General features: G+C 65.1%; 11 protein-coding genes. 3 read left to right on the top strand and 8 right to left on the bottom strand.

Going from position 1 to position 14,047, the window contains the following annotated elements; all coding sequences use genetic code 11:
• Nucleotides 1–53 precede the first annotated feature (53 nt).
• The 8 genes from EN994_RS03535 to EN994_RS03570 all read right to left on the bottom strand — a co-directional run bounded on the left by EN994_RS03535 (nucleotide 54) and on the right by EN994_RS03570 (nucleotide 10,653).
• Nucleotides 54–857 carry an ABC transporter permease gene (locus EN994_RS03535; protein ID WP_082826501.1) on the bottom strand — a complete coding sequence of 268 codons (804 nt, stop codon included), beginning with the start codon at nucleotides 855–857 and terminating at the stop codon, nucleotides 54–56.
• Nucleotides 854–1,984, bottom strand: a complete 1,131-nt coding sequence (locus EN994_RS03540) for an ROK family transcriptional regulator (RefSeq protein ID WP_027160785.1) — start codon at nucleotides 1,982–1,984, stop codon at nucleotides 854–856. The genes EN994_RS03535 and EN994_RS03540 overlap by 4 nt, the downstream gene beginning before the upstream one ends.
• A gap of 224 nt (nucleotides 1,985–2,208) precedes the next feature.
• Complete coding sequence (locus tag EN994_RS03545; protein WP_063168598.1) at nucleotides 2,209–3,294, bottom strand: histidine kinase dimerization/phosphoacceptor domain -containing protein; 1,086 nt, start codon at nucleotides 3,292–3,294, stop codon at nucleotides 2,209–2,211.
• A 143-nt stretch (nucleotides 3,295–3,437) separates the two neighbouring features.
• Nucleotides 3,438–4,928 (bottom strand): efflux transporter outer membrane subunit, encoded by a 1,491-nt coding sequence (locus EN994_RS03550; protein ID WP_063168599.1) that lies wholly within the window; start codon nucleotides 4,926–4,928, stop codon nucleotides 3,438–3,440.
• A gap of 12 nt (nucleotides 4,929–4,940) precedes the next feature.
• On the bottom strand, nucleotides 4,941–8,084 hold the full coding sequence (locus EN994_RS03555) for an efflux RND transporter permease subunit (RefSeq protein ID WP_063168600.1): 3,144 nt from the start codon (nucleotides 8,082–8,084) through the stop codon (nucleotides 4,941–4,943).
• Nucleotides 8,085–8,087: 3 nt separating this feature from the next.
• Nucleotides 8,088–9,299 (bottom strand): efflux RND transporter periplasmic adaptor subunit, encoded by a 1,212-nt coding sequence (locus tag EN994_RS03560; RefSeq protein ID WP_050580405.1) that lies wholly within the window; start codon nucleotides 9,297–9,299, stop codon nucleotides 8,088–8,090.
• A gap of 305 nt (nucleotides 9,300–9,604) precedes the next feature.
• Complete coding sequence (locus EN994_RS03565) at nucleotides 9,605–9,811, bottom strand: hypothetical protein (protein WP_013530681.1); 207 nt, start codon at nucleotides 9,809–9,811, stop codon at nucleotides 9,605–9,607.
• Nucleotides 9,812–9,972: 161 nt separating this feature from the next.
• A complete protein-coding gene (locus EN994_RS03570) occupies nucleotides 9,973–10,653 on the bottom strand; it encodes a hypothetical protein (RefSeq protein WP_063168602.1) in 681 nt (226 codons plus the stop codon).
• Between the two features lie 239 nt (nucleotides 10,654–10,892).
• Here EN994_RS03570 and EN994_RS03575 point away from each other — a divergent pair, with 239 nt between their 5' ends.
• The 3 genes from EN994_RS03575 to EN994_RS03585 form a co-directional block, all read left to right on the top strand.
• Entirely contained in the window at nucleotides 10,893–11,621 is a 729-nt protein-coding gene (locus EN994_RS03575; RefSeq protein WP_013530679.1) for a response regulator, read from the top strand.
• Nucleotides 11,618–12,859, top strand: coding sequence for an ATP-binding protein (locus tag EN994_RS03580; RefSeq protein ID WP_063168603.1), 1,242 nt, complete (start codon nucleotides 11,618–11,620; stop codon nucleotides 12,857–12,859). The genes EN994_RS03575 and EN994_RS03580 overlap by 4 nt, the downstream gene beginning before the upstream one ends.
• A 571-nt stretch (nucleotides 12,860–13,430) precedes the next feature.
• On the top strand, nucleotides 13,431–14,047 hold a 617-nt coding region (locus tag EN994_RS03585), incomplete at its 3' end, for an acyltransferase (protein WP_164745803.1).

Here is a 14,047-nt window from a genome sequence, read left to right on the forward strand (position 1 = left end):
GTCCTTGAGGTCGAACCGGCGCGTGACCTTGTCGAAGACGATCTTGGGCGGCATCACACGCGCTCCTGCCAGACGGTCAGCCGGCGCTCGATCACCAAAAGGATGCGATCCATGGCAAGGCCGAGAAGGCCGATGGTGATCAGGCTGACGAAGATGGTCGGCAGGTCGTAGTAGAGTTGCGCCTGCTGCATGCGGAAACCGAGGCCGGTCTGCGCGGCGATCAGTTCGGCGGCCACCAGCGTCGCCCAGGCCGAGCCGAGGCCGATGCGCACGCCGACCAGGATGAACGGCGTCGATGCGGGAATGATGACGCGCAGGAAGATGGTCATGTCCTTGGCGCCGAGCACGCGCGCGGCGTTGATCATCGTCTTGTCGACGCTGATGACGCCCTGATAGGTGGCGACGACGCCGGCCAGGAAGGAGGCCAGGAAGATGACGAAGATCTTCGGCGTCTCGTCGATGCCCATCGTTACGATCGCCAGCGGAATGATGGCCAGCGGCGGGATCATGCGGAAGAACTGCAGATACGGCTCGATAAGCGAGCGCGCGACCTTGTACCAGCCCATGACGAAGCCGACCGGGATCGCCAGGATGACGCCGAGGAGAAAGCCGGTCATCACCCGAGCAAGGCTCGACATGATGTCGGTGGCGAGCTGCCCGTTTGCGATCAGATCGATAAACCTGGACGCAACCTGTGGCGGTGGCGGCAGGCCCACCGCGCCGCCCGCCGTCAACACCCACCAGATGGCGATGCCGGCGACGAGACCGCAGAGATTGAGCGCGAGACCGCGATAGTCGATACCCCGATCCTCGTTCGAGCCGCCGCCGGAGCGTGTCGTCTTCGACGCTTCGCTCATCGCGACACCCCCGAATAGAAAAAATGGTCGAGCGCCGCCGCAGCAGCACCGATGGCGCCGGCACCAGGACCGAGGCTCGACCGCTCGACCCGCAGCACGTCGCGCATCGGCGGCAGGACGCGTGGCGGAACGCCCCGCCTTATATGATCGATGAAGCTTTCCGGGGCTTCGGCCAGGTGACCGCCAAAGACGATCAGATCGGGATTGAGCAAATTGGTCGCCGTCGCTATGGCCGTCGTCAGATGCCGGAGCGCCGCGTTCCAGACGTCGGGATATTTCTCCACCGCGGCCAGCAGGCGCCTGGGATGAGGCGTGTCGATATGGGCGGCGCGGGCCAGCGCGCGTTCGGACAGGAATGTCTCCAGGCAGCCCACATTGCCGCAGGCGCAACGCTCGCCATCCTCGACCACCTGGACATGGCCGAGCTCGACGGCCCCGTAGCCGCCGGGACGGAACGGCATGCCGTTGATCACCAGGCCGGCGCCGAGGCCGGTGCGCAGATAGATGTAGAGCAGCGCGGTCGTGTCGCGCCCGATGCCGTAGCGCGATTCCGCCAGCGCCATCGCGCTGACATTGTGCTCGACCACCACCGGCATGCGCAGCGCCGTTTCGAGCTCGTCGGCGAACGGCACGTCCTTCCAGTCGTAATTGACCGACTGCAGGTTGCGGCGGCGCTTGGTGTCCACCGGTCCCGGCACGCCGAGCCCCAGGCCGATCAGGCGCGAACGGTCGACGCCGGTCTTCTTGATCAATTGCTCGACGATCCGCACCACCATGCCGATCACCGCGGCGGGTTCGCTGGTGGCGGTGTCGAAATGCTGCGAGGCCATGGCTTTCGAGGCGGCCCTGAGGTCGGTGATGGTCGCGTCGATCGTTCCCGCGCCAATGTGCACGCCAACCACGGACAGGGCGTCGGGCACCAGCGCGACGCCGATCGCCGGCCGGCCGACGGGTGCATCGCCGGCAGTGGCCTGGTTGAGCTCGACCACGGTGCCTTCCCGCAGGAGATGGGCCGTCAGATGGGTCAGGGCGGTGGGTGACAGCGAGGTGCGCCGCGCCAGTTCGGCGCGCGACTGCGGACCGTCGTCGCGCAGGATTCGCAGGATCGCTCCGTGGTGCGCGCCCATTCTTCCTCCCTATTATTTTCTAATGTTAATAAATTAATTAAGCCTGTCAAGCACGGCAAAGCGCGGCTTGCGACTGGCATCGATGCACCTGGCTTTCACCCTACCCTGCCGCTGGAGTAGGGGCATTGACGCGAAGGGAGATAGCGGGGAAGGCAAGGCCGTCATGAGTAGGTCGAAGATCAGCCAAGCGGAGACGGCCACCTATGCCGCTTGGCTCCCGCGCGCTAAGGGGCGGTGGCAGCCGAGCGCTTGAACAGGATGGTCACCCGCGTGCCCTCGCCGGCGCTCGACGTCACGTCGAACTCCGCCTTGGCATTCTCGGTCAGCGAGCGGGCGATCAGCGCGCCGAGTTTGCCGCGCTTGGGCCAGCTCTCGCCGTCCGGCAGGCCAATGCCGTCATCGGCGATCACGATGCGGCAGCCATCGCCGTCAACGATGCTGTGCAGCGTGATCGTGCCGCCGTCACGTCCCTGGAAGGCATGTTTGAGCGCATTGGTCAAAAGTTCGTTCACCACCAGCCCGGTCGGCATGGCGACATTGATCGACACCGGATAGGTGTCGACCTTCATGTCGAGGCGGATGCCCTCGACCGCATGCGAGTTCATGACCGCCGACGCGATCTGGCTGAGATAGACACCAAGATCGACCTCATCCTTGCCATCGTCCCCCGACAGCGTCTGGTAGAGGATCGCCAGCGCATCGACGCGCCCCGCCAGCCTCTCGAAACGCTTCTGGTCCGGTTCGGCCGCGTTGCGCGTCTCCATCCGGATCAGCGCGGTGATCATCTGCAGATTGTTCTTCACCCGGTGCTGCAGTTCGCGCAGCAGCGTGTCCTTCTCACGGATGCGCTCGTCGATCGATCGCGCATCTTCGGTTTCGCCATGGGCCGAAACGTCGACCAGCGCCACCAGCCGGAAGCAGGCCTTGCCATTGTCGTCCTCGATGACGTTGGAATAGACGTCGACGATAGTCGGTTGGCCTTCCTTCCGCTCCAGCCGGAACGTGCCGATGAAATCAGTGTCCTCGACCACGGCCTCGAACAGCGGCCGGTCCTTCTGCTTGTGCAGGCCGGTGCCGGAAAGCGCCGCCCAGTGTTGGCGAGCGAGCATCGCCGCCTTGAGGCCGGACAGTTTCTCGAATTCCGGATTGGCATAGACGACACGCTCCTTCGAACCCAGGTCCGAGACGGCAATGGCGATCGGCACCTGGTCGAGGAACTTCTTGAACTGTTCGCTTTCGAGCGCGCTGGCAAGGTCCGGCGTTTCGAGCAGCTGCCCGACCGCTTCGGCCTTCTGTGTATCGGATGTCATCTGCGGCGCCTGTGCTGTGTGGGCACCATCAATAACAGCGATGCGATCACCCCGCCATCGCCAAACATGGAGTCCGCATTTTCACGCCCCGCATCGGCGATGGCGGCGTGTCTGCCGAATTGACGCCGCTGCCTGAGAGTGCCTCAGGAGGCCGGCTTCGACGCCAGCCGTGGACCGGTCTTGACGTCGACGATCTCCGGCTTGGCGCTGTCGACCGCGCCATCCCAGCCGCCGCCGAGCGCCTTGTTGAGGGCGATGTAGTTGGTCGCCAGCAGGACGCGGCTTTGCAGCAGCGAGTCCTCGGCCGAATAGAGCGAGCGCTGGGCGTCGAGCACGTCGAGGAGGCTTGTCTCGCCGGCCTTGTAGAGCGTGCCTTCGAGACTTGCCGCCTCGCCATAGGACTTCGCGGACGAGGCGAGCTTGCCGATCCGGATGCGCTCCTGCGACAACAGCACCAGCGCGTTCTCGACATCCTCGAGCGCCGTCAGCACCGAAGACCGGTAAGCGATGAAATACTGATCGCGTTGCGCCTTGGCGACCTCGACGGCCGCCTGCAATTGGCCGGCATTGAACAGCGGCACACTCAGCGTCGGCCCGAACGACCAGCCGATCGACGAATTCTTGCCGAGATCGCCAAGCTTCAGCGCCGCCGTGCTGATGTCTCCCGTCAGGCTGACCGAGGGATAGCGGGCGGCTTCGGCCTGGCCGATCTTGGCGGTATATTGCGCATATTGGCGCTCCGCCATGCGCAAATCGGGCCGCGATAGCAGGAGGTCGGCGGGAATTCCGGTGGGCATCGGCAGGCGCGGTGCAGGAATGGGCGCGACCCGCTTCAGCCGCTCGTTGAGCGAGGCAGGCGGCCGGCCGGCCAACACCGCGAGACGATGCACGGCCTGCGCATAACTTGCCTCCAGCGTCGGAACGGCGGCTTCGGTGCTCGCTGCCTGACCCATTGCCTTGGCGACATCGGCGGCGGTCGCCGTGCCCGCCTGCGCCATGGTGCGGGTAAGTTCGGCGGTCTGTCTTTGCGACGCGGCCGAACGACGGGCGAGCGCGATGCGGGCCTGGTAGCCGCGCGCCTGGGTATAATAGGAAGCGACATCGCCGACCAGGGTGAGAAGCGTCGAGCGCAGTTCCTCCTGCGAGGCGTTCAGCCCGTAGTGCGCGGCCTCTACGCCCCTCCGGTTGGCGCCGAACAGGTCGAGCTCCCAGCTTGCATCGAAGCCGGCCTGGTACTCGCTGTAGGTGGCGTCAGAGCCTGATGTGGTCTCGGCCGACTTGTTGCGGGAGGCCGAGCCGGAGCCGTCGGCCGAAGGCAGCAATGTGCCGGCACTCTGGCGATAGCTGGCGCGCGCCTCGCGGATTTTTGCCTTGGCGGTGGCGACATCGAGATTGCCGGCAACCGCTTCCTCGACAAGCGTGTTCAGCTCGGGATCGCGTAGCCGCTGCCACCATTTTGACAGTCGTGCCGGCTGGGCAGGCTTTGTCGGCTTCTGGCCGCTCCAATTCGCCGGCATTGCCAGTATCGGTGTCTGATAATCCGGACCGACGACGCATCCCGCGAGCAGGACAGCGGTGAGCATAGGCGCAAGAAGCCGCCTCGCGGCCACCGAGCCACGTTCCAAACCTGTCATGTGAAGTTTTCCTTATTGCTGGGTGGCCGTCACCGGCGTCTCGCCCGTATCTGGTTTGGCCGCCCTGCCCTTGAAGATGCGCCGCACCGTGACGAACAATAGCGGCACCAGGAAGACGCCGATCACCGTCGCCGCGATCATGCCCCCCATCACGCCGATGCCGACCGAGTTCTGCGCGCCCGAGCCCGCACCGCTGGCGATCGCCAGCGGCAACACACCGAGGATAAAGGCCAGCGACGTCATCAGGATCGGCCGCAGCCGTTGTCGCGCCGCCTCCAGCGTCGCCTCGACCAGCCCCATCCCGGCGGCCTGCCGCTCGATGGCGAACTCGACGATGAGGATGGCGTTCTTGGCGGCGAGACCGATCGTGGTCAAAAGGCCGACCTTGAAATAAACGTCGTTGGACTGGCCGAACAGGCTGGCCGCCAGCAGCGCGCCGAAGATGCCGATCGGCACCGACAGCATGACCGCGAACGGGATCGACCAGCTCTCATAAAGTGCGGCCAGGCACAGGAACACGACCAGCGCCGAGATCGCATAGAGCGACAGCGCCTGGTTGCCGGAAAGCTTCTCCTGGTGCGACAGCCCGGTCCACTCGTGCGAATAGCCGGCGGGCAGTTGCGCGACGAGCTTGTCGATCTCGTCCATGGCGGCACCCGAGCTGACGCCCGTGGCCGCCGCGCCCTGGATCTCGACCGCCGCCGACCCATTGTAGCGCTCCAGCCTGGGCGAGCCGAATGTCCAGTGGCTGGAGGCAAAGGCCGAGAACGGCACCATGTCGCCGCTGGCGTTGCGGACCTGCCATTTGTCCAAATCTTCCGGCTGCATGCGGAAGTTCGGGTCCGACTGCAGATAGACCGGTTTCACCCGCCCGCGATCGATGAAGTCGTTGACGTAATCGCTGCCCCAGGCGGTCGAAAGCGTGTTGTTGATGTCGGCCAGGCTGACGCCAAGCGCGCTGGCCTTCTCCTGGTCGATGTCGACCGAGAATTGCGGCTGGTCTTCCTGGCCGTTGGGCCTTGTGTTGGCGAGCACCTTGCTCTGCCCGGCCAGGGCCAGAAGCTGGTTGCGCGTCTGGATCAGCGCGTCATGGCCGGCGCCGTTGACGTCCTGCAGGTAGAAGTCGAAGCCGTTGGTGTTGCCGAAGCCCTGGATGGCGGGAGGCGCGAGCGCGAAGACCTGCGCGTCCCTGATCTTCGAAAACGCGCCCATCGCACGGCCGGCGATGGCCTGCGCGGCGGAAGCCGGCGATTTGCGCAGGTCGAAATCCTTCAGCCGCACGAAAGCGATGCCGACATTCTGCCCTGCGCCGCCGAAGCCGAAGCCGGAGGCGGTGAACACCCCGTCGACGGCGTCCTTCTCCTGGTTGAGATAATGGTCGGTCACTTCTGCCAGCACGCGCTCCGTGCGATCCTGCGTCGCGCCGACGGGCAGCTGCACGCTGGTGATCAGGATGCCCTGGTCCTCTTCCGGCAGGAACGAGCTCGGCAGCCGGGCAAACATCCAGCCCACGGCAACGACGATGGCCAGGAACACGACGAGGAAGCGCCAGGATCGGTTGATGATGCCGTGCGAGCCGTCGCGGTAGGCAAGCGTGCCGCGATCGAAGACACGGTTGAACCAGCCGAACGGGCCGGTCTGCGTCGCATGGTCCTTGGGCGGCCGCAGGATGGTGGCGCAAAGTGCGGGCGTCAGCACAAGGGCGACCAGCACGGACAGCACCATCGCCGAGACGATGGTCACCGAGAATTGCCGGTAGATGATGCCGGTCGAGCCGCCGAAGAAAGCCATCGGCACGAACACGGCCGAAAGCACCGTGGCGATGCCGATCAGCGCGCCGGTGATTTCGTGCATCGACTTGCGCGTCGCCTCCTTCGGCGACAGGCCTTCCTCCTGCATCACGCGTTCGACATTCTCGACGACGACGATGGCGTCGTCGACCAAGAGGCCGATGGCCAGCACCATGGCGAACATGGTCAGTGTGTTGACGGAATAGCCGAACAGCGACAGCACGCCGAACGTGCCGAGCAGCACCACCGGCACGGCGATCGTCGGGATGATGGTGGCGCGCAAATTCTGCAGGAAGATGAACATCACCAGGAACACCAGCACGATTGCTTCGGCCAGCGTCTTGACCACCTCCTCGATCGACAGCCGCACGAAAGGCGAGGTGTCGTAGGGATAGACGACCTCGACCCCTTGCGGGAAGGTCGAGCTCAGCCGGGCGATCGTCGAACGCACCGCTTCGGCGGTGTTGATGGCGTTGGCGCCGGTCGCCAAATTGACGGCGACGCCGGCCGCCGGCTTGCCATTGTAATTGGCCTGCGTCGTATAGCTTTCGGCGCCGAGCTCGACGGTGGCGACATCGTTGAGGCGGACCAGAGAGCCATCGGTCTGGCTCTTCAGGATGATGTTGCGGAACTGTTCGGCGGTCTGCAGCCGGCTCTTGGCCGTCACCGTGGCATTGAGCTGCTGGCCCTTGCGCGCCGGCAGGCCGCCGAGCTGGCCGGCCGAAACCTGCGTGTTCTGTGCCTCGATGGCGGTCGCCACATCGCTCGGCATCAGGGCATATTTGGCGAGCTGGTCCGGATCGAGCCAGATGCGCATGGCATAGCCGGAGCCGAACAGCTGCGTCGAGCCGACGCCTTCGACGCGCTTCAGCGTGTCGTTGACGGTGGCGTCGACATAGTCGGCGAGATCGGTCGAGTTCATCTTGGCGTCGGTCGAGACGAAGCCGATGACCATCAGGAAGCCGGTCGAGGATTTGGAGACGGTGATGCCGTTGCTCTGCACCACCTGCGGCAGCTGCGACTGCACCAGCTGCAGCTTGTTTTGCGTCTGCACCTGGGCGGTATCGGGATCGGCCGCTGTGGTGAAGGTCAGCGTGATCGAGGCCGAACCGGTCGAGGTCGACGTCGCCGTCATGTAGTCGAGATTGTCGATACCGGTCATGCCTTGCTCGATGACCTTGGTCACCGAGTTCTCGACCGTCTGCGCGTCGGCGCCCGGATAGGTGGCGCTGATGTTGACTGTCGTCGGCGCAATCTGCGGATATTGCGAGATCGGCAGCGAGGTGAGCGCCAGGAGGCCGCCCAGCATGATCACGATGGCGATCACCCAGGCGAAGATCGGCCGGTTGATGAAGAATAGTGACATCGCTCAGTTCCCGGTCGCGGCGGCAGGCGCCGGTTTCGCCGCATTGGACGCGGCCGGTGCGGCGGACGTGCTCTGCCCGCGGTCCTTGACCTCGCCGGTCGTCTCGTCGATCGTCACTTCGACACCCGTCGCATCGCCGCCGGGGCGCACCAGTTGCATGCCCTCGACGATGACGCGGTCGCCGTCGCCGACACCCGAATCCACCAGCCAGTTGTTGCCGACGCTGTTGCGCACGGCGAGCACGCGCGTCTCGACCTTGCCCTGCGCATTGATGACCATGGCGGTGGCCTCGCCCTTGGTGTTGCGGCTGACGGCACGCTGCGGCACCAGGAAACTGTTCTGGGCAACGCCCTCCTCGACCAGTGCCCGCACATACATGCCGGGCAGAAGCAGGCGGTCGGGATTGGGGAACTCGGCCCTGAGCGCAAAGGTGCCGGTGGTCTGGTCGACATTGGCGCCGGCGAATTCCAGCTTGCCGGTCTGCGTGTAGATGGTGCCGTTCTCGAGCTTCAGCTTCACGCTGACATTGGGCCCGCTGAACTTCAGCCGCCCTTCCGAGATCGCCTGGCGCAGATTGAGCAGGTTGGTGCTCGACTGCGTGACGTCGACATTGATCGGATCGAGGGCACGGATGGTGGTCAGCACCGTGTCCTGGTTCGCGGTCACCAGCGCGCCCGGCGTCAGCGTGGACTTGTCGATGCGCCCGGCGATCGGTGCCGTGATGGAGGTCCGGTCGAGGCTGATGCGCGCCGTCTCGGCACTGGCCTTGGCCGAGGCGACATCGGCTTGCGCCTGCGCCAGCGTGGCGGCGGCATCGTCATAATCCTGTTTGGAAACAACGTTCTGCTTCAACAGGCCGGCATAACGGTCGAACTTGGCCTGCGCCGTAGGCACCGCCGCTTCCGCCTTCTGCTGTGCGGCGACCGCGCTATCGTAGGACGCCTTGTAGCTCGCCGGATCGATGAGGTAGAGCGGCTGTCCAGCCGCCACCTCGCTGCCCTCCTTGAACAGGCGCTGCTGGATAATGCCGTTCACCTGCGGGCGCACTTCGGCAACCAGCGAGGCCGCCGTGCGTCCCGACAGTTCGGCGGTGATCGCCACCGATTGCGGATGCAGGGTGACGACGCCGACTTCCGGTTTGCCGGGCGCGCCCATGCCTGCGGGGGCGCTGCTCTCCTGCGAGCAGGCCGCCAGCAGAAAGGCGGATGCGAACATCGCGGTCCAGGGCGCCAGACGGCGTGCCGGCTGCAAAGACGGGCTAGGCTGGATAGACATGGACTGAATGATCTTTCGCTGGAGTTGCGGGCGCGGGCAATCGACCGCTTGGTCGAGGCATGCCGGCCGATATCTTGATGGTGGGCCGCGCCGGTCTGCGGGCGGCGACGAGCAATGCTTCGAAGCGGCTCATGTCGCGCTCCTTCTCGGCGGCCGGAGCTGCTCGAAGGTCGAGTAGCCGGCCGCGATGCCCACCAACATCATTATGCCGATCAGCGAGGACATGCCAAGCGCCTTGCCGGAATTCACGCGATCTTGCGGTCATCATGCCCATGGTTGTCGAGCGGCTGCGACAGCGGGAGCGACAACCGCCAGCCGGCGAAACTCAGGCGGATCGCGCCCTTCAGCGTGTCGGCCGGCGGGGCCAGCGGCATGCCTCGCCCGACAGGACCGAACGAGAGCCTCGGGCTGGCGGACGCGAGCAGCCGCAGCATGATCATGGCTTCCCACATTGTCGTGCTTCCATTGCAGGGTTCGAATTGGGCATGGTTCCGAATTGGCGCGATTCGAACTGGGCGTGATTGAAACGAGGATGGCGGAGATACGCCCGCCATCCCCGGAGAACCGGCCGACCCGAGAACGGGTTGGGTACCGGGCCGGCCGGTGCAGTCGGTCAGAGTTGCTCGTCGTTCCCGGGCTGGGGCGGGAGCTGCCTGCCATCGTTGGGCAGGCCTCTGGGGCCGGCTGCATCGTTCGGCGGACCGCCCCAGGGACCGGGGGGTGATCCATGGGCACGTTCCGCCGAAGCGAGGAGTTCGAGTTGTTCGGGCGTCAGCTTGGCGCGCAGTTCAGAGATCGCCTCCTTCAGTCTGCCGGCCGAAACCGCGCGGGCGGTAACGTCGTCGGCCAGCTTTTCCTGGAAGGCGAAGGGATCGGGCTTGCCGCCCGGGCCTGCTGCGTCGGGGTCCTTCGCTTCAGCACCAACGGGCCGCCCGCGGTCAGGCCGAGGCTGCGAAAGCACCGCCTGCAGCGCGCTGGTGTAGTCGCGCCAGGCGTCGAGCTGTTCGGTGCGGATGCCGACGCGGGTCTCCAGCGCGGCGAGCCGGGCGGCCAGCATGAATTCCGGCGGCGGACCCATGCGGCGGGGGCCAAAGCCTTGCGGGCCGAAACCCTGCGAACCAGGTCGCATCGGTCCATGCGGGCCGGGTCCATTCCGGCCGTGGCCTGCCCCATCCTGCATGGCCATGACAGGGGGCGGCTCACCGGGTCCGGCGCCGGGGTCGGGCTGCGCCGCCAGCGCGGGGTGAATTGCGGCGACGGAAAACAGGCCGAGCGCAAGAAGTCTGCTTGGCATAAAGATGTTCCTTTCTCTCATGCTTCGGACGGTTCAGAGGATAGGAAGCGTCTTTGTCCGCTTCGCGTCGGCGTGTTGCCGAAGGTTTCCGCAAAAGGGCAATTTGTTTCCGAATGTTTCCCATGGCCCGCCGGAAACGTTCGGTTGCAATTTTCCACGCCGCTCGGGCGCGGCTCTCCTATAATCGCGGCAAGCCCCTGCAATCACGGGTCCCAATATTCATCGGCAACGGCACGGTCATGCAGTCACAACCCCATATCCTCGTCGTCGACGACGACCGCGAGATCAGGACGCTTCTCCAGCGTTACCTCGACAGCCAGGGCTTTCGCGTCACGGCGGCGGCGGACCGGCGCGAATGCGAGCAACGGCTTGGCTCCGGCCAATTCGACCTGATCGTGCTCGACGTGATGCTGCCGGACGGCTCGGGGCTCGATATCTGCCGCGGTTTGCGCGACCGCAAGCCGCACACCCCGATCATCCTGCTGACCGCGCTGAAGGAAGATGTCGACCGCATCATCGGCCTGGAACTCGGCGCCGACGACTATCTCGGCAAGCCGTTCAACCCGCGTGAGCTCATTGCCCGCATCCGCGCGGTGCTCAGGCGCTCGACGCCCGAGGAGGCGCCCGCGCCGCCGCGCGCGCGCATCTACCGCTTTGCCAGCTATAGGCTGGAACCGGAGACCCGCAAGGTGACGGATGCGCGAGGCGTGGCCGTCGACCTCACCGGCGCCGAGTTCGATCTTTTGCAGGTGTTTCTCGACCGTCCCGGCCGGCTTTTGTCGCGCGACCAGCTTCTCGACCTGACGCAGGGCCGCGAACGCGATCCGCTGGAACGCTCGGTCGATGTGCTGGTGAGCCGGCTGCGCCGCAAATTTTCCGACACCGGCGACGGGCCGCTGTTCAAGACCGTGCGCAATGGCGGCTACCAGCTCACGGCGCGTGTCGAGACCGTGGAGAGCCACGCGTGAATTCGCTGCGCCGCCGTCTCATCCTGCTGTTGGTCGCCTCGATCGTCGGCGTCGTCGGCCTGGCGACGGCCGCCGTCATCAGCGTGCGCGGCGGCGGACCGCCGCCGGAACTGACCGTGCCGTGGATTGCCCAACAGATGGAAATGGTGGTGCGGCTCTTGCCGGGGCCGATCCCCGACGTCCTGCGGGTTCAATTCGCCGACCATCCAGCGGGCGGCAAGGTGGCTCGTGCGGAAACGGCGATGCTCAACGACATCCTGCACCGCCGTGGCCTCGACTTTCCCGCGGTCGTCAACGAGAAGCCGGACGAACCCGGCCAGATCGCATCGATGCACCTGCCCGACAGCCGATGGGCGATCATTGAGGTGCCGCACCTCAAGCCGCCGCGGCGAGAATGGCTGGTTCTGGCCGGCTGGATCTCGCTGATCGTCGCCGGCGCCACGGCGGTATCGGTCTATTTCACCTCGGTGCTGATCCGACCGCTCGAAATGCTGGAGGCCGCCGTCTCCAAGATCGGATCGGACGGCGTGCTGGCGGCGGTGCCGGAAGTGGGTTCGGCCGAGGTCAAGGCCACCGCGCATGCGCTGAACCAGCTCTCGTCGCGGCTGCGGACCGCCATGGAAAGCCGCATGCGGCTGGTCGCGGCTGCCGGCCATGATCTGCGCACGCCGATGACGCGCATGCGGCTGCGCGCCGAATTCCTGGACGACGAACGCGACAAATGGCTTCACGACCTCGACGAACTCGATCGCATCGCCGACAGCGCCATCCGCCTGGTGCGCGAAGAGGTCAACCAGGACGCCGTCGAAGCGGTGGACCTGGCAAAGACGGTGCGCGATATCGAAGCCGAGATGGTGTCGCTCGGCCATGCCGTCTCGATCGGGCACCTGGAAAAGGTTTGCGTGCGCGCCGGCGCGCTCGGCCTGCGCCGCGCCTTGCGCAACCTGATCGTCAACGCCGCCACCCATGGCAAGGCGTGCCGCATCGACCTGGCCGCGACCGACAATCGCGCCGTGCTGACCATATCGGACCATGGGCCGGGCATCCCCCCGGAACTCCTGAACAAGGCGTTCGAGCCCTTTTTCCGCGTCGACCCCGGCCGCCTGCAATCGATCCCCGGAGCTGGTCTTGGCCTCGCCATCGCCAAGGAAATCATCGAGCGCTACGGAGGCACGGTAACACTGGAAAACCGCCGGGGCGGCGGGCTGGAGCAGACGGTGGTGTTCGACGCGGTGTGAGGGTTGGCGGTCAGCCGAGTAATGGGCGTTGCGCGTGGCAACGACGAAAAACAGAGACGATGCTGCACCGCGCAAAGCTAATGGTTCCAAATCATTTCTTCACGGAGCCAGGGCCGGATCCATATAGACAAAATATAGATTACGGAATTTCCTGTGGTCTAACAAAGAACTAGGCTCTTAAGCCACGAGCTCGCAAATCAACCGAGGCGGGAACATCGGCAAAATTTAAACCACAGCGTTTAAGTTCTGAGAAAAATCGCCAGAATTGACGAGAAACGCTCGGTTTTCTCAATTTTTTAGCACTTGCTCACATAAGTATTTCAGCTGGGTAGATTTTTTGTGTTGCGCCGCACAATGCCGTAGCCGAACGATCTCCTGGGGGACTCGTTTGCGACTGGATATGCGCCGTGGAGGATCCCGCCAGGTTGACCAGCTTGAGCTACCCGTCCGTCGATTTCGAGCGTAGGTTTGACGATGCCTGCGCTCTGGCGGGTCTCGCCCGCCTTGGCCTGCCGCTCGAAACGGCCGGCTGGCGGCTTGGTCGCGGCCATCACGCTGGCGGATGCCGCTGATGGGAAGCGCCCGCGACATCCAACTGGATGCGTTGAGAGCCATCGCCGTGACGATGGTGTTGTATTCCCATTTCTTCGCCGCTGGAGGATCTTCATTCTGGGGCCATATCGGCGTGCGGCTGTTCTTCGTGCTGAGCGGCTTCCTGATCACGCGCCTGCTCCTGGAAGCGCGTTCGGCCGCCGAATTCGAGACCGGTCCCGCGCTGCGATCCTTCTATATCAGGCGAGGCTTGCGGATATTTCCACCCTATTTCGCCGTCCTGGGTTTCGTCTGGCTGGTCGACCTGGACCAATCCAGGGGATCGCTGGTCTGGCATGCGCTTTACCTGTCGAATTTCTGGTATGCGCTGCGCAATGACTGGAACCCTTGGGTGCTGTGCCATTTCTGGAGCCTGAGCATCGAGGAGCAGTTCTATCTTGCCTGGCCGCTGGTCGTCCTGTTGGCCCCGCGCCGCCGCTTCGAACAGATCTGCATCGGCGTCATCGCACTGTCGCTGGCCTATCGCTTTTATTGGCCGCTCACCGCCAACACGACGCTGGCGCGCGACCTGCTGCCGCCGGCATCCATGGATGCGCTGGCGACGGGCGCGCTGCTTGCCTGCTGGCGATCCAGGGG

The sequence above is a fragment of the Mesorhizobium sp. M7A.F.Ca.CA.002.09.1.1 genome, from assembly GCF_003998555.1.
Taxonomy (GTDB): domain Bacteria; phylum Pseudomonadota; class Alphaproteobacteria; order Rhizobiales; family Rhizobiaceae; genus Mesorhizobium; species Mesorhizobium ciceri.

Excerpts from the sequence above, each read along its gene's own strand:
- EN994_RS03535 (WP_082826501.1), bottom strand. The coding sequence starts at position 857 with ATGAGCGAAGCGTCGAAGACGACACGCTCCGGCGGCGGCTCGAACGAG.
- EN994_RS03540 (WP_027160785.1), bottom strand. The coding sequence starts at position 1,984 with ATGGGCGCGCACCACGGAGCGATCCTGCGAATCCTGCGCGACGACGGT.
- EN994_RS03545 (WP_063168598.1), bottom strand. The coding sequence starts at position 3,294 with ATGACATCCGATACACAGAAGGCCGAAGCGGTCGGGCAGCTGCTCGAA.
- EN994_RS03550 (WP_063168599.1), bottom strand. The coding sequence starts at position 4,928 with ATGACAGGTTTGGAACGTGGCTCGGTGGCCGCGAGGCGGCTTCTTGCG.
- EN994_RS03555 (WP_063168600.1), bottom strand. The coding sequence starts at position 8,084 with ATGTCACTATTCTTCATCAACCGGCCGATCTTCGCCTGGGTGATCGCC.
- EN994_RS03560 (WP_050580405.1), bottom strand. The coding sequence starts at position 9,299 with ATGTTCGCATCCGCCTTTCTGCTGGCGGCCTGCTCGCAGGAGAGCAGC.
- EN994_RS03565 (WP_013530681.1), bottom strand. The coding sequence starts at position 9,811 with ATGTGGGAAGCCATGATCATGCTGCGGCTGCTCGCGTCCGCCAGCCCG.
- EN994_RS03570 (WP_063168602.1), bottom strand. The coding sequence starts at position 10,653 with ATGCCAAGCAGACTTCTTGCGCTCGGCCTGTTTTCCGTCGCCGCAATT.
- EN994_RS03575 (WP_013530679.1), top strand. The coding sequence starts at position 10,893 with ATGCAGTCACAACCCCATATCCTCGTCGTCGACGACGACCGCGAGATC.